Source organism: Archaeoglobus sp. (assembly GCF_017656475.1).
GTDB lineage: Archaea > Halobacteriota > Archaeoglobi > Archaeoglobales > Archaeoglobaceae > Archaeoglobus.
Genome location: NZ_JACDNT010000008.1, coordinates 1 through 18,133, shown reverse-complemented (window position 1 = coordinate 18,133; position 18,133 = coordinate 1). Strand labels below are relative to the sequence as shown.

Here is an 18,133-nt window from a genome sequence, read left to right as displayed (position 1 = left end):
CATGAAAATAACCATTTCCGGACCTCCTGGGAGTGGTACAACGACTGTTGCGAAAATTGTCGCTAAAAAGCTTGGACTAAAGCTCATCTCCGCCGGAGACGTCTTCAGACAGCTGGCAGCAAAAAAAGGGATGACTGTCGAAGAGTTCAGTCAGTATGCAGAAGAGAATCCAGAGATAGACAGACTCATAGATCAGACACAGAAGGAGATGGCGGAAAAGGAGAGAGAAGTTGTGGTTGAAGGTAGACTTTCAGGCTGGTTCGTGAAAAATGCTGACCTCAAGGTCTGGATTTTTGCCGACCCCGAGATCAGGTATTCGAGGATAGCGAATAGAGAGGGAAAGGATTTGGCCGCTGTAAGGCAGGAAACAAAATTGAGGGAAGAACTCGAAAAGAGGAGATACTGGAAGTTCTACAGCATTGACATCGACAACTGGACAATTTACGACCTCATAATAAATTCAGGAAGCTTTGACGCTGAAGGAGTTGCGGATTTAATATTAAAAGCAGTAGAGGTTAAAAAAAATTAAAGTTGATCAAAAGTGATAACCCTGAGTGATGTGGGAACCTTAACTACACTTCCAAGCCTGACTCCAACAATGTAATCAAACTCCTTTTTCGCTGCAAGGTCGATAAGCCTCTGTGTGATAATGCCGTCAAACACTATTGCGCTGCCCTTCATGTTGTTTGTTTTCAGGATTTTTACGAGATCCCTAACAGGAACCTCCTTTATGACGTTCAAGTTCCTGTCAAGAACCCTTGCAGTCAGTCTACCCTTCACAGATTCTGTATGCTTCCTGAGAACGTCAGAAATGCCCTCTTTTGGCTTTTCCTTTTCCGCTGTTTTCTCCTTCTCCTTGCTCTCTCTTGCTTCCTTTTTCAGTACGTGAAGCTGCTCAACTGGCACCTTGTTCCTGAGAGACTTCAGAATTTCCTTCTGCGTTAACTCTTCAACCTCTTTTCCCTCCGGCGCTCTTGCTACGTAGTCAACTTCAGCAACCTGCAGCAACTCCTTCAGAATCAGGTCTCCACCTCTATCTCCGTCGAGAAATGCCGTAACGGTCTTCTTTTTGCTGAGCTCTACGATAGTTTTTGGAATGTTCGTCCCCTCTACAGCAATCACGTTCTTGATCCCATGCTTCAGCAGGTTCAGCACGTCAGCCCTTCCTTCAACGACGATTATCGCATCCGATTCGTCAATCGCCGGTCCTGCCGGAAGCTTTTCCTCTCCATATTCCACAATCTCGTCAGCCCTTATCGCCTGCCTTACGATTTCTACTATTTTCTCAGACTCAATTTCTGGCTCCTCAAAGTGCTCCCTTAGGATATTCATGGCTCTCTCTACGATTCTCTTTCTCTTGCTTGCCCTCACATCTTCGATTTTCAGCACTTTAATCCTTGCTGAACACGGTCCAACTCGCTCAATCGTCTCAAGTGCAGCGGCAAGTATGGCAGTCTCGACCTTATCGAGGCTTGATGGTACTTTTATTTCTCCAGTGCTCCTTCCTCCCTTGCTCTCTATCTTTACCTCTATCCTCCCTATCCTGCCTGTCTTCTGAAGCTCTCTCAGATCCAAGTCACCGCCGAGCAATCCCTCTGTCTGGCCAAATATAGCTCCCACTACGTCAGGACGTTCGACAACACCTTCTGCTTCTATTTCAGCGTGAATTAAGTATTTCGTAGTGTCGTTAGCTTTCATAGTTATCATACCTCCTTTAATGTCAGATGACATCCAGATAAAATTCGTACTCGCCTTATAAATAGTTATTGCAGATCAGGAAGAGTTGAGAATCTTGTTTATGAGCTCAACCACATCCTTTCTGGTGAACGGTTTCTTGAGGATGTAATCCGCTCCAGCCTCCTGAACCCTCTCTCCCTTAGAACTCGCGTAGGCAGTAATTGCAACAATTTTCGCTTCAGGATCGATTTTCTTGATTTCGGATGTAGCCTCAATCCCATTCATCAGCGGCATCATTATGTCCATCAGCACGATGTGTGGCCTTTCTTTTTTGTAAAGCTCAACGGCTTCCCTTCCGTTCGAGGCTTCTATCACTCTATAATCTTTTAGCATTATTTTAAGAATTTCTCTCATGGCAATTTCATCATCAACGACCATAATCTTGATCATTCCCCAACACCTGTAAAAATTAGATTTTAAGAATTTAAAAACCTTAGCAATTCCGACACCTTTTTGTAGTGAAGCAATACCAAATCTTTAAATGAAGACAGCAGTGATTTCAATATACAAAAATGCTAAATTTCTTGAAGAGAATATCAGGCTTCTAAAAAAGGAGGGTTTTGACGTAATTCTCGCTGTCGATGAACCAGAAGATGATGTATTTGAGATAATGAGAAAATACAACCTCAAAGCTACGATAAGTGAGAAGAGAAGGGGAAAATGGAGGGCTCTGAATGACGCCGCAAAGATGGCCAATGGCGAGCTGTTGCTGTTCCTGGATTCGGACACAGTAATCAACAATCTTTCCGGAGTAAACGGTGCAGACGTTGTTGAAGTTGTTAAAGAGGTAAAGGGAGAGGGATTGCTTGAAAAACTCGTCGCGGTAGATTATCTTGTCATGGCAATGTGTGCCAAGCTGGCATCAAAATTTGGCTCATGTCTTGGAGTGGACGGTGCGGCTTTTTTGATAAAAAAGCGAGTCTTTGAGGAATTGGGAGGGTTTAAAGGCAAGGTAAACGAGGATACTGAACTTGGCGTGAGGGCAGCATTGAGGGGGTACAGGTTTGCAGTTTGCGGAAAGGCCTTTACAGCCTCTCCAAAGACCTTTGGGGAGTGGTTCAGGCAGAGAGAGAGGTGGAGTGTCGGCGGAGCGGAAGTTTTCGTTGAAAACATTTTTGCAATCCTCCTGAGACCTCGCTTGTGGGTGCCGTATCTGGTGCTCTTCTATCCTGCAATTTTCGGTTTGATAGTGTCATTGTTTTTCACAGAGAGCTACATCGCAAAGCTTCTTTACCTGATTTTGCCATTCTTCGCTCTGCTTACGCCAAAACTCGCTTCGGTGGCAATGCTGGCCGTTTACGAATTGGAGAACCTGAGAAATTTGATTGCCGGACTGATGTCTTTCATCGCCTGGTCAGTTATAATTCTGGCTTGACTACAGGATAGACCTTAAAGTCCTGCCGGTCTATTACTTTGTCTACTCTCCCCTCTGGACGATAATCTGCCTTGTGTCGTTACTAAGGGTTGTGTTTGCAAAGGTTAGAGGTAGAAAAATAGAACTGAAAGACTGGGTTGTTTAGAATTAACCCCTCAAGCTCTTTGTAGCCTCTGCAACCTCCACGATTCTCTTTGCAAGAGCCTTTGCAGAGTTAATTGCAATTTCATCCTTTTTCACGCTTCTCCATCCTGCATCTCCCTGAATAACGCCTACGGGGAACGTTCCGGTAGTTATGGGATTCTCGACTATTGAGACTGGAATCATTGCCTGACCAAGTGCATAAACCAAGAGGCTCATCGCTGCATACTCAGCCCCTCCATGTCTGAGGCCTGAAGTTACTACAGGAGCAAAAACTCTGTTTCTCAGCTTGTAGTTCCCCATCCTCGCCATCCTGCTCCTGTCAATTAGATTCTTAACAATTCCTGGGACATTTCCGAAGTATGTTGGAGCACCTATGATAATCGCATCCGCTTCCTGCATTTTTTCAAGAACCTTGTAGATGTCGTCCTTCTGGCTACACTCTCCTTTAAGGCAGGCGTCACAGCCCTTACACTCTCTAATCTCGTAGTCCTTCAGATGGATTATCTCCACCTCATGGCCGAGTTTCTTAACCTCTTCTGCAATCACTTCAAGCAAGAACAGCGTATTTCTTTTGTTCGGACTTCCGTTTATTGCAAGCAGTTTCATAGGAGCGGTAAATAAGGGGAGTATTTAACCTTTTTTAAAGTGAGGAAACAATTTTTATCGATTGCCTTATCCCCTCTTTCAATGCTTCAATGTCATCCTCTATCCCTGCCTCAACCTTGAACCTGTCAATGTCGAAGCAATACTTGTAGATTTTTTCAATTTCTTCCCTATTCAAAAACTTTCCCGACCTGTTTTTTGCTGAAATCAGCTCGAAAAAAAGGTCGTTCATACTGTTGTATTCCATTGCTTTCTGGTCTTCTATCCACTTTTGTGGACTCCACTCCTTGTCTTCTTCATGTCCGAGACAGAATTCTTCTCTAAGCAGGTAATACTGCACTTCTTCCCCAACCCTGACCCTTGCAAGCGGGTAAAGTCTGCACGGAGTGGGACGATGAGGGTAGATGCTGCAACCCTTGTCAGTAACGAAGGGGCATCTTTCATCCACCATCTTCAGCACTATCACTGGCAGTCCTGTTGCCATGCCGACGTGTCTTGAAGTGTACCTTTCCAGAAATTCTGTTGTTGTTATCTCCAGCCCCCTTGCCATCCTTAGAACGTCGTAGGGTGTTAGAGCAAGGTTCAGATTCTTACAGCATTCATTAAAACATTTTATTCCAGGATAACACGCAAAGTTGAACTTGTCAACAGGTTCGAGTTCTTGCATGGTAAAAGAAAAAATTAGAGCCCGACAAAATCTTCAGGCTTTGGCATTTCAAGCTTCAGACCCTTCCTTTTCCTAACTTCCATAACGAAATCTTGGAAAAGATTCTGCGGGACGAGCTCAAATCCTGCATGCTCAGTGCTCCAGATTGCCTTTCCAGAAGTCGCACCTCTTATGGCTCCAGCGAATCCGAACATCTCTTTAACAGGGGCTTTTGCAATTACGGTTACCATATCCCCTTCAGTTTTCATTTCGAGTATCTGGCCCCTTCTACCCTGAATTTCTCTCGTAACTGCACCCATCATATCCTGTGGGACTGTAATGAATATCCTCTGGTACGGTTCAAGGAGTGCCGGCTTTGCCTGCAGTATTGCGGCAAATATAGCTGATCTCACTGCAGGAATAACCTGTGCCGGCCCTCTGTGCACGGCATCTTCGTGGAGCTTACAGTCAACCAACTTCACCTTTATTCCCATACATGGCTCTCTCGCCACAGGTCCTGCTCTCATTGCCTCTCTGAATCCCTCGAGGATAAGTTCCATAGTCTCGTTGAGATACTGAATACCCTTTGTGACATCACAGAATAGGTTTCCTTCATAGTACTCTTCCGCCCCTGCAGCCTCCTCACTTGCAAGCCCGGCTTCCTGCAGAAGCTTTCTCCTCTCCTTCTTGTCCATTTTCATGTCAACTATGCCCTCTTTGAATAGCTGGATTACCTTCTCTGGCAGTGGTTCAACGACAATGTAGAACCTGTTGTGCTTGTTAGGTGATTTACCCTCAACAACGGGTGAAGTATCAGTGACAGTCTCTCTGAACACAACAATTGGCGGAGAGGTGATTACATCAAGCTTGTAATCTCTTCTGATTCTCTCAACCTTGACCTCGAGATGCAGTTCACCCATTCCGCTTATCAGATGCTCTCCAGTCTCCTCGTTCAGAGTGATGTGGAGCGTTGGATCCTCCTTTGCGAGCTTCCTCAGCACCTCAATAAGTTTCGGCAAATCCCTTGGGTTTTTGGCCTCAATTGCCATCGTTACAACGGGCTCGCTGTAGTGCTTTATGCTCTCGAAGGGCGTTAAGTTCTCAACTGTAGTGCACGTTGAACCGGCAACAGCATCTTTAAGTCCTACAACTGCAACAATGTTGCCTGCGGGAATCTCATCAACCTCAACTCTTCTCGGTCCCATATAGAGACCAACGGTCTGGATTCTATTCTTTGCCTTTCTGTCGACTATGTAAAGCTCCATACCCGGCTTTATCGTTCCGCTGTAAAGTCTACCAACAGCAATCTCCCCCGCCTGAGGCTCTACAACGATCTTGGTAATCATTAACGCCACTGGCCCCTTCGGGTCGCAGTTTACCATCGCCTTACCTACTTCGCTGTTGATATCTCCCTTCCAGATAACGGCTATTCTCTCCTTCTGAGCCTGTATTGGTGATGGCAGATGCCTTATAACCATGTCGAGGACGACCTGATAGAGCGGGCTCTTCTTTGCCAGCTCCTTAACCTTGCCCTCTTTGATGTGCTCGTAAACCTCCTTGAAACCGATTCCTGTTTTCTTCTGGGAAGGTACGCTTACAGCCCAGTTGTAAAGTGCAGAACCAAATGCTGCACTTCCGTTTGCAACATCTATCTTCCACTCCGAATACTTGTCAGGCCTCATTGCCTTGATGAGTTTGTTGACTTCAGTGATGACCTTTATCAGCCTCTCCTGCATCTGCTGCGGTGTGAGTTCAAGCTCCTTTATGAGCCTGTCAACCTTGTTTACGAATAGGACTGGTTTAACGTTCTCCTTCAATGCCTGCCTCAAAACAGTCTCGGTCTGTGGCATCACTCCTTCAACGGCATCAACGACTACAATGACACCGTCAACAGCTCTCATTGCTCTTGTAACGTCTCCTCCAAAGTCCACGTGTCCTGGAGTGTCTATGAGGTTGATCAGGTAGTCCTTTCCTTCATACTCGTGAACCATTGAAACGTTTGCCGCGTTGATTGTAATTCCTCTCTCCTGCTCCTGCTCGTCGAAATCAAGATAAAGCTGCTGTCCTGCAAGCTCCTCGCTAATCATTCCCGCTCCGGCGAGAAGGTTATCACTCAGAGTTGTTTTACCGTGGTCGATGTGAGCCACAATTCCTATGTTCCTTATGAACTCCGGTTTCCACATTAACTCTTTAATCTTGTCTACTTTCTTTGCTCTGGCCACTAAAATCACCTCGCTGACTTAGCCACTCTCTCAACTTCTTCCTTCTTCGCAACAGCATAGCTTCTGCTCTCGTTGTTTGCGGCAGCGATAATTTCATCAGCTAAACACTGGGCTATGCTTCTCTTTGATTTAAACGCTGCCCTTCTTGCCCCCTCAGCGATATTTCTGAGGGCTATATCAACTCTCCTCGAGCTTGAGGTGTCTACAGCTTTGGGAACGGCTATACCGCCGTATTTGAGCCTTACAACCTCTTCTCTTGGCCCCGCATTGATAATCGCATCAACAAGAAGCTGAATAGGGTTCTTCTTTGTCTTTTTCTCAATAATTTCAAAGGCCTCTTTAACGATATTGTATGCGAGAATTTTCTTTCCTGTGTTGTGTCCCTTCCTCATTACCTTGTTAATCAGTCTTTCTACGATGAAAACTTTCTGCTTAGCAAATGGAACGTTCGCATGCCTCCCATGGTTGTGCGGTACATACTTTGGCTCAAGGCAGATGTAGCTCTCCAGTGCAGGGTCGCCTATTTGCACCTCGCCCGGATCGTATTTGCCAAAAACCAGCAGTTCTTCCTTTGTAAAGCCGTATTTCATACCTTCACCTCAGCCTCTTCTCCTTTCTGCCCCTTACAAGCTCCTTGAGGCTGGTGTTGTTGACCTTGACCACCTTATACCTCACTCCGGGAATGTCTCCCATGCTCCTTCCCATTCTTCCTCCGATTTTCTCTACGATCACTTCATCGTGCTCATCAATGAAGTTTATTGCTCCGTCTCCGGGACAGAAGGCCGTGATCTGCCTACCGTTCTTGATTAGCTGAACCCTGACAGCCTTTCTGATGGCTGAGTTGGGCTGCCTCGCCTCAATTCCAATCTTCTCCAGCACTATTCCTCTCGCCATCGGCGCTCCTTCAAGCGGGTCCGCCTTGGCGGCAAGACCAAGTGCTCTCCTGACGAATCTCCTGTCACTCCACCTGAACTTCTTCCTGTTTTCCATGAGCTTTCTTGCTGCGAATAATCCTCTACCCATATTTCATCACCTTACTATTACATCTTCAATATCGTGATGCCTCTTAGCCAGTTCTTTGGCTTTATTAATGTTTTTGCCACCTTTTCCAATCACTATTCCTTTTAAATCTGGACTTACACTAACTACTGCTATTTTCGCACCGTCTTTCTCCATTAATTTGACATTGACCTTAATGGGTTTAAAAATATTGGCAATAAACTCTGCCGGGTCTTCTGAGTGTTCGATGATTTCGATTCGCTTCCCTATGAGTTCCTTCGCCCTTTCTACGTTAATGCCACCTTTGCCTATTGCAACGCCCATGTGGCCCCTTCTCACAACAAAAACCACCTTGTCCTCGTAGACCAAGCAGTCCTTGACACTCGCCCCTGTAAGATTTTCAAAAAGAGTTAAGTATCTGATGCCGTCCGCTGACAGTTTAACGCCCATGCTGAACCCCCGAAAAGATTAGATCTCTTCCGTCACAGCCATAGCAGCAACGCTGAATGGTTTTCCGCAAAGTGCTCCGAGTTCCATGTTCGTTCCGTCGTAGACCAGTATCTTGACGTCGTAGCTCTTTATCTTCTCAAGCACGTCTTCTGGGCAGTTAGATGCCACAATGACTGCCTTTGCCTCTCCCTTCTGCAGTGATTTAAGAGTGCTCTTACTACCGAGCCTGTATCCTCCGGTTTTCAACACGGTCTTTATTATCGCCTCAACTTCTGTCATTTCTTACCCCCCATTTTTAATACAAGTTCCACATCTCCTGTTCCAAGCTTTATAGGCTGCCCCACAATTATATTTTCGGTTATGCCCCTCAAATGGTCCTCTTCGCCTCTAACGGCAGCATCAAGCAGATTGTTGACCGTCATTTCGAAGGCAGCCCTCGCTAAAATGCTCTGCTTTTCTCCGGCAACACCATGCCTTCCGATCTGCCTCAACTCTCCGTCTGCGGTCATAACGTCAGCCACCAGCATTATGTGCCTAACGTCAACCTCAAGGCCCTGCTCCTCAAGGGTGTCGAGGGCCTCCTTTATTATGGCGTTTCTTGCCGCCTCTATCCCAAGCACCTCATATATCTCGTATATGTTGTTTGTGGTTGTTCGGGCAAAGTCCACACCCTTTACCCTCATTATTTTCTTCAAATTGGAGCCCTCAGTATATAATACATATTCATCATCCTCTTTCCTTATGATTACTCTCCTGATCTCCTTGAGTCCCATTATGACAGTGTCCTTCAGCTTGTCAAAGGCGGCCATTAAAGCCTTGTATGATGGCTCGGTAATCTGAACTGAGAGTCCCTGTTCAGTTTCCTCTACCTCCACCTTAAGGGCTTTTTCTATCTTTTTCTTCAGGTCCTCAACTGTGAGCCCTTTTCTCTCCAACGCTCTCTCGTCTGGCTTGACTATTATTGTAAATCTCCTTATGTCTACTTCAATATCGGCTACATCCTTGACATAAGTGGCTTCAATCCTGTTTGCAACTTCCCTGGCCTTTTCCCTATCTTTTGCATATTCTGGAAGGAGTCTGATGGTCATCATTGGTGTTGATGGATTCTTCCTCACGTCAAGGATTTCTATAAGTCTCGGAAGGCCGAGGGTGACGTTTATTTCAGCAACACCAGCATAGTGGAAGGTTCTCATCGTCATCTGAGTGCCAGGCTCTCCTATTGATTGGGCTGCAACAATCCCCGCAGCCTCACCGGGCTCCATAAGGTTTGCGAGATAGGCCTGAAAACATTTTTCAATAACTTTCTTTGCTTCAGTTTTTTTCAAACCATGCCTCTCAAGTTCGGCTTTTATCTCCTCTTTAACCGCGGGAGGAAATGGATAATCTTTCAACAATGAGTCGTAATTTACCTTGCTCATTTCTTCACCTCCCCGACAACTTCCCTTATGATTCTTCTGATGTCAACAGGTCTTCCCCTGAAGCTTCTCATCGGATCAACCCCATCCTCACCGTATCTGAACTGCACCAAAGCCCCTGAAGTCTGCTCTCTCACTGTTCCGTCGTATTCAACCTTCAAATCCTGCAGAGCGTTAATCATTCTCCTCTGGAGGTATCCAGACTGAGAGGTTCTGACGGCAGTGTCAACCAAACCTTCTCTTCCACCTGCCGCATGGAAGAAGAACTCAACAGGAGATAATCCCCTCTTGTAGCTGCTTCTGACAAATCCTCTCGCCTCTGCTCCAAGATCTCCTTGCTTGAAGTGGCTCAGAGTTCTGTTGGTGTAAGTGTAACCTCTGCTTATCCTCTCTCCTCTGACCGACTGCTGGCCGATGCAGGCGGCCATCTGGGTCAGGTTGAGCATCGAACCTCTTGCCCCGCTCACGGCCATGATAACCGCGGCGTTCTCCATACCGAGGTGTCTCTGGGCTATCTTTCCTGCCCTATCTCTCGCTCTGCCGAGAACCTGCATTATCCTCATTTCGAGCGTCTCCTCAATACTTCTTCCGGGCATTGGCTCTAAATCTCCTTTCCTGTAGGCATCTATCAATCTGTTAACTTCATTTTCAGCTTCCTTAAGCACTTCCTCGATCTGCTCCGCAGCTTCAGGCGGGATGTCCTCATCATCTATTCCTACAGTAAAACCGAGCTTGCTAATTATTCTGATTGCGAGCTGTGTCATGTCGTCAATGAACTTCTTCGTTCTCTCTTTTCCGTATTTCCTTGCTATTTCATCAATTACTATTCCTTTAAACGCTCCAACAGCCTTCTCATCAATCGTGCCCTTCAGCAGCTTCCCGTTTTCTATGATCACATAGGCATCATACTCACACTCAGCCCCTTTGCACTCCTCACAGCCCTGACAGATTTCCGCCTTAAATTCAAGCGTTATATCTGGAAGAATGAAGCTGAAAATTTCCTTTCCGGTGTACTCATCTTTCACAGGGATTTCGGAGACATCCAAACTTCTCAGAAGCTCCATTGCCTCCTCTCTGGTAAACTTCTTCTCACCTCTCGTGAGCAGATATAGACCGCTGATGTGGTCGTGAATTCCTCCAATAATCGGCCCTCCAAATCTTGGAGAAAGGATGTGCTCCTGCACCGCCATCAGAATCTTTGCCTCCGCCTGCGCTTCAAGGCTCTGAGGGACGTGCAGGTTCATCTCATCTCCATCGAAGTCAGCGTTGTATGGTGGGCAGACTGCAGGATTGAGCCTGAAAGTCTTGTAAGGCAGCACTCTCACGTAGTGAGCCATGATGCTCATTCTGTGCAGTGAAGGCTGCCTGTTGAACAGCACGATGTCTCCATCCATCAACTGCCTCTCAACAATCCACCCCGGCTCAAGCTTTTCAGCTAACTCCTCTTTGTTGGACTCAATAACCCTGATTCTCCTCCCATCTGGCCTGACTATGTAGTTTGCTTTCGGATGCTCGCTTCTGAGTACGAACTCCCTCGCTATGTCGATGTTCTGATGTGTTACATAAATCGGAACGGTAAGTTCTTGGGCAATCTCCATCGGCACGCCAACCTCATTGATGCTGAGGCATGGGTCTGGGCTGATTACAGTTCTCGCTGAGAAGTTAACACGCTTTCCTGAAAGCGAACCTCTGAATCTGCCCTCCTTCCCCTTCAAACGCTGAGCCAATGTTTTTAGTGGCCTTCCGCTGCGGTGCCTTGCTGGAGGGATGCCGCTAACCTCGTTGTCAATGTACGTGGTGACGTGGTACTGCAAAAGCTCCCAGAGGTCCTCAAGTATCTGCTGCGGTGCGCCAGCCTCTTTATTCTCCATAAACCTCTGGTTAATTCTGATTATGTCAACAAGCTTGTGTGTCAGGTCATCCTCACTCCTCTGGCCGGTTTCGAGAATGATTGACGGCCTTACTGTAACTGGAGGAACGGGGAGAACTGTAAGAACGAACCACTCAGGGCGAGTTGCCTTCGGGTTGAGGCCAAAGGCTGGCAGGTCATCATCAGGGATTTTTTCCAGCCATTCCCTAACATCCTTGGGCGTCAGCCTGTGTTCTCCGAGGTAGAAAAACGTTGGTTTGTCGAATTTGACTTCAATCTGCTCCGCTCCGCAGTGTGGGCATTTCTTCGCAGCTTTTGTTAGCCTGAAAACTTCTTTAACAACATCTTCGTAGCTCTGATTGAGCTCCCTCCTCCTTTCAATTTCGGCTATGAACTTATCTCTCCTCTCATCTTTAAGCAGAATCCTGCCACACTCGCTGCACGTTCCATTCAGCAGTCTTGCGATCATCTTTGCATAGCCGACATGTATGACGGGTGCGGCAAGCTCAACGTGGCCGAAGTGCCCCGGACACTCTCCAGCCTTGCCTCCGCAGGTCTTGCATCTCAAACCTGGGTCTATTACACCGAGTCTGGTGTCCATCAGTCCTCCATCTATCGGAAAACCGTCATCGTCATACGTCTCAGGAGTAATGATCTTCACGACGCTCATTCTCCTGATCTCCTGAGGAGAAAGAACCTCAAATTTGATAGCGGAAATTCTTTTTGGGACCATTTTCACCTCACCTCATGCTCTATCCCCCAAAACTATCCTTGGAGCAATCATCATAGATTTTAACTCATCCAGAAGAAGCTTGAAAGCGTAGCTCATCTCCACTTTGTGTATGTTACTTTCATCATCGCAGATGTGGCAGTAGGCAGTTTTTCTTCTGTAGTCGTAGGTGGCCAAATGACCGCAGTTTCCGCAAACCCAAACCTCCACCTTGTCTGACTCCTCAAGCAATCTGTCCTTAAGCAGCAAAGCAGCACCGTGACCGATGAGGACATCCCTCTCCATCTCTCCAAACCTGAGACCTCCTTTTCTTGCCCTTCCTTCTGTTGGCTGCCTGGTGAGAACCTGAACCGGACCACGGCTCCTTGCGTGAATCTTGCTTGAAACCATATGGTAGAGTTTCTGGTAGTAGATTACTCCCACAAAGATGTCCACAAGGTACCTTCTGCCTGTAATACCATCGTACATGACTTCCTTACCGGTGTGGCTGAATCCGTACTTTTTGAGGGTCTCTCTCAAATCTTCCTCCCTCTCACCGTGGAAAAGGGAACCATCGACTCTCCTCCCCTCAAGACAACCAACCTTTCCTCCGATCATCTCAAGCACGTGTCCAACAGTCATTCTTGAGGGGATTGCGTGGGGGTTTATTATCAAATCAGGAACGATTCCTGACTCCGTGAAGGGCATGTCCTCTTCGGGAACGAGCAGCCCTACGACTCCCTTCTGCCCGTGCCTTGAGGCGAACTTATCACCAAGCTCGGGAATTCTCAAATCTCTAACCCTAACCTTTGCAAGCTTCGAACCACCTTCAGATTGCATGAGGAAAACAGCATCCACAACACCCTTCTCGTTACTTCTCATCGTCACGGAAGTTTCCCTTCTCTTTTGCGGAGATATTCCGAGTTCAGTAGGCTCCTCAAGAAATCTGGGTGGTGAGGTTCTTCCTATCAGCACGTCATCAGGTCCCACTTCCGTTTCGGGGAATATTAGGCCGTCTTCATCAAGTTGAGCGTAAGCCTCAGCACCCCTGAAACCGGAAATATCTGCTCCAGGTATCTCAAACTTATCCTCCTGGCCACCAGGATATCTCATCTCCTCCGATTCATAGGTTCTGTAGAAGAAGCTCCTTCCAAGACCCCTCTCCACACTTCCTCTGTTCATTATGAGGGCATCCTCAATGTTGTAACCTTCATAGCTAAGCACTGCAACAACAAAATTCTGGCCTGCTGGCCTCTCATCGAATTTGATCTCAATCTGCGTATCTGTTGTAACAATCGGGACCTGAGGGTGCTGCATCAGATGTCCTCTCGTATCCGTTCTCCATGCGAGGTTGGAGTAAGGAATGCCGAGGCTCTGCTTTATCATCGCCGCTCCCATAGTGTTTCTCGGAGAGGCGTTGTGCTCGGCATAGGGAATGCTGCCGGTGCAGATTCCAACGATGAGTGAGGGGTCAAGCTCAAGGTGAGTGTGCTCGGGAGTGAGCTCATGCTCGTAAACAGCAACGTATGCATTTTCCTCCTCCTCAGCATCGAGGAACTCAATCAACCCCTGCTTGACGAGGTCTTCTATCGTCATCTCCCCGTTCTTGATTTTTTCAATGTGTTCAGGTGTTACGAGAGGTTTGCCGTCTTTCACAACAATCAGAGGTCTCCTTGCCCTTCCAGCATCGGTATTTATTCTCACCTCGTTCGAGTCAGGATAGTAAACGACGTTAACCTGATTGGATATTCTGCCTTTTCTCCTCATTTCACGGATTCTGTTTGCAAGTTCCTCCCCATTATCATGAAATCCAACAAGGGCACCGTTAATGTAAACCCTACACTTCCTCATTCACTCACCTCTTATCGGCTCAACACCAAGCCTGAAAACTACCTTCTTTATCTCATTCTCGTCCGCCCCAACACTAACCTCGGCGTATTCAGCAAAGTTCTTAACAAGGCCACAGTTCGGACCTTCAGGAGTTTCGCTCGGACATATCCTGCCCCACTGCGTTGGATGTAAGTCTCTCGCTTCGAAGTGGGGCTGAGACCTTGAAAGTGGAGACACAACTCTTCTCAGGTGAGAGATGACAGAGATGTAGTTGTGCCTATCGATTAGCTGCGATACACCAGTCCTTCCACCAACCCAGTTCCCAGTCGCCATCGGATGCATGAGTCTGTCAGTTAAAACATCACTCCTTACTGCTGTTGACATCTTAAGCGGTCTTCCCCTGATTTTTGCCCTTTCAAGCTGATACTTAACATCCTTAATCAACCTCAGAAATGCGACCCTGAATATCTCCTCCATGAGGTCTCCTGCGAGCTTCAACCTCTTGTTGGCGTAGTGGTCCTTATCGTCCTCCCTCTTGTAACCCAGATAAAGCTCGAAAACGGCTTCCGCCATTCTTGCAAGGAAGAAGGCCTTTGCCCTCCTCGACTCCTTATCCGTACCGAGATGGGGCAGGAAGTACTGGTCAAGAACCTGCTCGGCCCTTTGATATCTGTACTCCCTGCTCTGGCCAGGAGCAACTCTCTTTCCGATGTACTCTATAGCTTCTTCCTGGCTTCCCACTTCCGCATCTTCGATGTTCTGGAGCATGTACTTCATTATTTCAGGATTCGTGCTCACCATCTCAACTATTTCCTGATCGGTTTCAACGCCAAGCGCCCTCATCAGAGTGACGAACTTGATTGGCTTGGGAAGCTGTGGGAAGGTGACTTCAAGGATGTTGTTCCTCCCTCTCTCAACCACGATAAGAGCCCTGTAGCCTGCTCTCTGGGAGAAGCACTTTGCAAGCTCAACCATTTCCCCATACTTCTCCTCCCTCTCAAGCAGAATCTTGTTTGGTGATAAATCTTCAAGCGTGACGAGGGCTCTTTCGGTTCCGTTAATTATGAAATATCCACCCGGATCGTAAGGGTCTTCACCGGCAATACAGAGCTTTTCCTCATAGCTAAGATTCTGGAGGTTATCCACCTTTCTTGCCTTCTCAAGAACAGAATCGATGAATTCGGGATTGAGGTTGCAGATCTTGGACTTTACCATTACAGGAAGCATTCCAATCTGGACGTACTCCGTTTCAAGGGGTTTCCCCTCATCATAAACCGTGCATTCAAGGTAGATCGGCGCTGCATAGTTGAGGTTTCTCAGCCTTGCATCTGCGGGAAGAAGAGGCATCGTCGTTCCTTCTGCCTCCTTAATTATAGGTGTAGCCACCCTAATTCTTCCCAGTTCAACGTAAGTATCGGGAATGTCCAGCTCAATAATTCCCTGCTCGTCAATTACCCTCTGCAGACCCTCATCTACGAACCTGTTAAAGGAGTCAATTTGGTGTTTCACCAACCTATCATGGGTAAAGTACGCCCTAGCCAAAACACGAGTGTCGAGCATGTTATCTCACCTTCTCCTTTTGCATTTCATCATACGACCAATCTGTAAAAAACACTCTCTCCTGCAGTTAAACTTTTCCTTGTTATTTTTACAATATCTCCAGGTTTGGCTCCAATTTCTTTGGCTATAGGGTCATCTGCCTTAATTTTTGGAAGCTGCTCTTTTCCGATTCCCAGTATCTTCAAAAGCTCTTCTGCTTCCTCTTTACTCAAAACTTCATGTTTCGGAACGAGCATATGGTCCTGCAGCTTGAACTTCATTTTGATCCTCCCAATTTTTAAATACGGGCTCGACGGGATTTGAACCCGCGACCGACGGGTTAAAAGCCCGTCGCTCTGCCTGGCTGAGCTACGAGCCCTCAACTATCTGCAATGGTGAGGATTTAAATCTTTTTCGTGCTCCGCAGATACAAACAAATGCGAAAGAGACAGATATATTTGTCGGCGTAATTGAGCTGGATGGGGAAGAGGATGTACGCAATTGAAGTTGAAAATCTCGTGAAGAAATTTGGAGATTTCGAAGCAGTTAAAGGTGTTAGCTTTAAAGTGAGGAAAGGTGAGATTTTTGCCTTTCTCGGCCCAAACGGGGCGGGAAAAACGACAACAGTCCACATACTCACAACACTGCTCAAGCCCACCTCAGGAAAGGCTATAGTTGCTGGCTACGATGTTGTGAAAGATGCCAAGGAAGTGAGAAAAAGAATCGGCATAGTTTTTCAGGATCCGAGTGTAGATAGAGACCTTACAGCATATGAAAACATGCTCGTTCACGGTGGGGTTTATGGGTTGAGAGGCAGAGAGCTGAAGGAGAAAATCGAGGAGCTTTTGAAGTTTGTAGAACTGTGGGAATTTCGGAACAAGCTGGTAAAATACTTCAGCGGGGGAATGCAGAGGAGGTTAGAAATAGCGAGATCGCTGCTGCACCACCCCGAAGTGCTCTTTCTGGATGAGCCTACACTTGGCCTGGATCCTCAAACAAGAGCTCACGTGTGGAGTTACATCGAAGCGATGAGGGAGGAGCAGGAAATGACGATATTTCTCACGACTCACTACATGGAGGAGGCAGAAAAGCTTGCTGATAGGGTTGCGATAATAGACCATGGCAGGATTATTGCCGATGGAACTGTTGAAGAGCTCAAAAAGCTGGTGGGGGGTGATGTGATTTATCTAAAAGTTGAAGATGGGGCCGAGTGCTTTGAAACGGATTTTGGTAGTTGTGTTGTTTTGCCGGACGGTAGAATTAGAATCGACGTTTCAAACGCAAGTGAGGCAATCCCCAGAATTTTTGAGGCTGCGGAGAAGGAGGGAATTAAAATTCTGGAAATTACCTATCACAGACCCACACTCAACGATGTTTTTCTCCATCTCACCGGGAGAGAGATTAGAGATGAGGGGGGAAACCTGATGAAGGGGATTACCAAGGCAAGGATGAGGCGGTAGCATGAGGGCGTTTGAAATCATGGTTTACAGGCAGGTAAAAAGATTCCTGAGGGCCAGATCAAGAGTTGCAGGAATGATTATAAACCCTCTTGTCTGGTTAGCTTTCTTCGGCATTGGATGGAGCAACGCTTTCAGAGACACTAGCATTTTCGGCGGTGTTGACTACCTCACCTACCTCTCCCCCGGCATATTTGCCATGACAGTTTTCAATCAGAGCTTCGTGAGTGGGATTAGCGTCATATGGGACAGGGAATTCGGATTTTTGAAGGAGGTGCTTGTTGCTCCTGCATCGAGAAAGGAAACTATAGCTGGCAGAATTTTTGGTGATTCAGCGGTTGCAACACTTCAAGGTGCCATTATACTCTCCCTTACCTTCTTTATTGCCAAAATCAACCTCCTCGGTGTGATTTCGGCTCTTGGGGTTGGATTTGTTCTTGCCGTTGCCTTCTCCAGCTTCGGAGTAAGTATAGCAGCGAGGATGAGAAGCATGGAGGGCTTTCAGATGATAATGGCTCTCGTGATGCTTCCGCTGATATTCCTCAGCGGAGCGATTTATCCAATTGCATTCATGCCTTCTTGGATGAAAGCACTTGCACTTGCCAATCCGCTGACTTACGCCGTTGAAGCTTCAAGAGTTCTGCTTACTGGAGTCAGCGGAATTTTCCCACTATATCAAAGCCTGCTTATCCTTCTGATACTCACAGCGGTGATGCTCTACATTGCGATGGTTTCCTTCGAGAGGAGCACCGTGGAGTAAAATTAATTAACTCTGAACCTTCACCATCCTATGTTGCCGCCGTGGCTTAGCTGGCAGAGCGGGTGATTCGTAATCACCAGGTCGCGGGTTCAAATCCCGCCGGCGGCTTGTTTGGTTTTTGTCCCAGACATTTTCTTTTTATGCGTTTGGTAGAACTACTTGATGTGTATAGTCCCGAAATTTTTGACCTTATAAACCCTACCTCTCATTCCCCAACACCTCATCAAAAAGCTTGAATGCAACACCTAACCTTGCCTCTACCGGCAACCTGCTCCAGAAAGCATCTTCTGGTGTTTGGAGATACCATTTCGTATCTAAGCTCTCGTGGAATCTGACGTTGTTGTACCAGTAAACGAAGTCATCTAAGCATCCTGCAT

The 18,133-nt window shown here is 46.9% G+C and carries 18 protein-coding genes and 2 tRNA genes; 5 read left to right on the top strand and 15 right to left on the bottom strand.

Going from position 1 to position 18,133, the window contains the following annotated elements; translation table 11 throughout:
• The first annotated feature begins 1 nt into the window (after position 1).
• Positions 2 to 529 (top strand): (d)CMP kinase, encoded by a 528-nt coding sequence (gene cmk, locus H0Z19_RS03675; RefSeq protein ID WP_290723944.1) that lies wholly within the window; start codon positions 2 to 4, stop codon positions 527 to 529.
• On the opposite strand, the gene dnaG is transcribed toward cmk, so the two are convergent.
• On the bottom strand, positions 526 to 1,698 hold the full coding sequence (gene dnaG, locus H0Z19_RS03670) for a DNA primase DnaG (protein WP_290723943.1): 1,173 nt from the start codon (positions 1,696 to 1,698) through the stop codon (positions 526 to 528). The genes cmk and dnaG overlap by 4 nt on opposite strands.
• A 75-nt stretch (positions 1,699 to 1,773) precedes the next feature.
• Positions 1,774 to 2,127, bottom strand: coding sequence for a response regulator (locus tag H0Z19_RS03665; protein ID WP_290723941.1), 354 nt, complete (start codon positions 2,125 to 2,127; stop codon positions 1,774 to 1,776).
• A gap of 91 nt (positions 2,128 to 2,218) precedes the next feature.
• Here H0Z19_RS03665 and H0Z19_RS03660 point away from each other — a divergent pair, with 91 nt between their 5' ends.
• Positions 2,219 to 3,112 carry a glycosyltransferase family 2 protein gene (locus H0Z19_RS03660; protein WP_290723940.1) on the top strand — a complete coding sequence of 298 codons (894 nt, stop codon included), beginning with the start codon at positions 2,219 to 2,221 and terminating at the stop codon, positions 3,110 to 3,112.
• Between the two features lie 147 nt (positions 3,113 to 3,259).
• Here H0Z19_RS03660 and H0Z19_RS03655 read toward each other — a convergent pair whose 3' ends face one another.
• The 13 genes from H0Z19_RS03655 to H0Z19_RS03595 form a co-directional block, all read right to left on the bottom strand.
• Entirely contained in the window at positions 3,260 to 3,862 is a 603-nt protein-coding gene (locus tag H0Z19_RS03655; RefSeq protein WP_290723938.1) for a flavodoxin family protein, read from the bottom strand.
• A 34-nt stretch (positions 3,863 to 3,896) separates the two neighbouring features.
• Positions 3,897 to 4,526, bottom strand: a complete 630-nt coding sequence (locus H0Z19_RS03650) for a YkgJ family cysteine cluster protein (protein ID WP_290723936.1) — start codon at positions 4,524 to 4,526, stop codon at positions 3,897 to 3,899.
• 14 nt (positions 4,527 to 4,540) lie between these two features.
• Positions 4,541 to 6,727, bottom strand: a complete 2,187-nt coding sequence (locus H0Z19_RS03645; RefSeq protein ID WP_290723934.1) for an elongation factor EF-2 — start codon at positions 6,725 to 6,727, stop codon at positions 4,541 to 4,543.
• Positions 6,728 to 6,732: 5 nt separating this feature from the next.
• Positions 6,733 to 7,317 carry a 30S ribosomal protein S7 gene (rpsG, locus tag H0Z19_RS03640; RefSeq protein WP_290723932.1) on the bottom strand — a complete coding sequence of 195 codons (585 nt, stop codon included), beginning with the start codon at positions 7,315 to 7,317 and terminating at the stop codon, positions 6,733 to 6,735.
• A gap of 4 nt (positions 7,318 to 7,321) precedes the next feature.
• Positions 7,322 to 7,750: a 30S ribosomal protein S12 gene (locus H0Z19_RS03635; RefSeq protein WP_290723930.1), complete on the bottom strand. Its 429-nt coding sequence runs from the start codon at positions 7,748 to 7,750 to the stop codon at positions 7,322 to 7,324.
• Positions 7,751 to 7,756: 6 nt separating this feature from the next.
• Positions 7,757 to 8,176, bottom strand: a complete 420-nt coding sequence (locus H0Z19_RS03630; RefSeq protein ID WP_290723928.1) for a NusA-like transcription termination signal-binding factor — start codon at positions 8,174 to 8,176, stop codon at positions 7,757 to 7,759.
• 18 nt (positions 8,177 to 8,194) lie between these two features.
• Positions 8,195 to 8,455: a 50S ribosomal protein L30e gene (locus H0Z19_RS03625; RefSeq protein WP_290723926.1), complete on the bottom strand. Its 261-nt coding sequence runs from the start codon at positions 8,453 to 8,455 to the stop codon at positions 8,195 to 8,197.
• Positions 8,452 to 9,594, bottom strand: coding sequence for a DNA-directed RNA polymerase subunit A'' (gene rpoA2 / locus H0Z19_RS03620; RefSeq protein WP_290723924.1), 1,143 nt, complete (start codon positions 9,592 to 9,594; stop codon positions 8,452 to 8,454). Before rpoA2 ends, H0Z19_RS03625 begins: the two co-directional genes overlap by 4 nt.
• A complete protein-coding gene (locus H0Z19_RS03615) occupies positions 9,591 to 12,194 on the bottom strand; it encodes a DNA-directed RNA polymerase subunit A' (protein ID WP_290724060.1) in 2,604 nt (867 codons plus the stop codon). The genes rpoA2 and H0Z19_RS03615 overlap by 4 nt, the downstream gene beginning before the upstream one ends.
• Positions 12,195 to 12,206: 12 nt before the next feature.
• Positions 12,207 to 14,021, bottom strand: coding sequence for a DNA-directed RNA polymerase subunit B (rpoB, locus tag H0Z19_RS03610; RefSeq protein ID WP_290723922.1), 1,815 nt, complete (start codon positions 14,019 to 14,021; stop codon positions 12,207 to 12,209).
• Complete coding sequence (locus H0Z19_RS03605; protein ID WP_290723920.1) at positions 14,022 to 15,560, bottom strand: DNA-directed RNA polymerase subunit B''; 1,539 nt, start codon at positions 15,558 to 15,560, stop codon at positions 14,022 to 14,024. It lies immediately after the preceding gene.
• A gap of 29 nt (positions 15,561 to 15,589) precedes the next feature.
• A complete protein-coding gene (locus H0Z19_RS03600) occupies positions 15,590 to 15,820 on the bottom strand; it encodes a DNA-directed RNA polymerase subunit H (protein ID WP_010879378.1) in 231 nt (76 codons plus the stop codon).
• A gap of 24 nt (positions 15,821 to 15,844) precedes the next feature.
• A tRNA-Lys gene (locus tag H0Z19_RS03595) sits at positions 15,845 to 15,918 on the bottom strand.
• A 112-nt stretch (positions 15,919 to 16,030) separates the two neighbouring features.
• Here H0Z19_RS03595 and H0Z19_RS03590 point away from each other — a divergent pair.
• The 3 genes from H0Z19_RS03590 to H0Z19_RS03580 all read left to right on the top strand — a co-directional run bounded on the left by H0Z19_RS03590 (position 16,031) and on the right by H0Z19_RS03580 (position 17,864).
• A complete protein-coding gene (locus H0Z19_RS03590) occupies positions 16,031 to 16,999 on the top strand; it encodes an ATP-binding cassette domain-containing protein (protein WP_365892330.1) in 969 nt (322 codons plus the stop codon).
• A 1-nt stretch (position 17,000) separates the two neighbouring features.
• Entirely contained in the window at positions 17,001 to 17,756 is a 756-nt protein-coding gene (locus H0Z19_RS03585; protein ID WP_290723917.1) for an ABC transporter permease, read from the top strand.
• A 35-nt stretch (positions 17,757 to 17,791) separates the two neighbouring features.
• Positions 17,792 to 17,864, top strand: a tRNA-Thr gene (locus H0Z19_RS03580).
• Positions 17,865 to 18,133 lie beyond the last annotated feature (269 nt).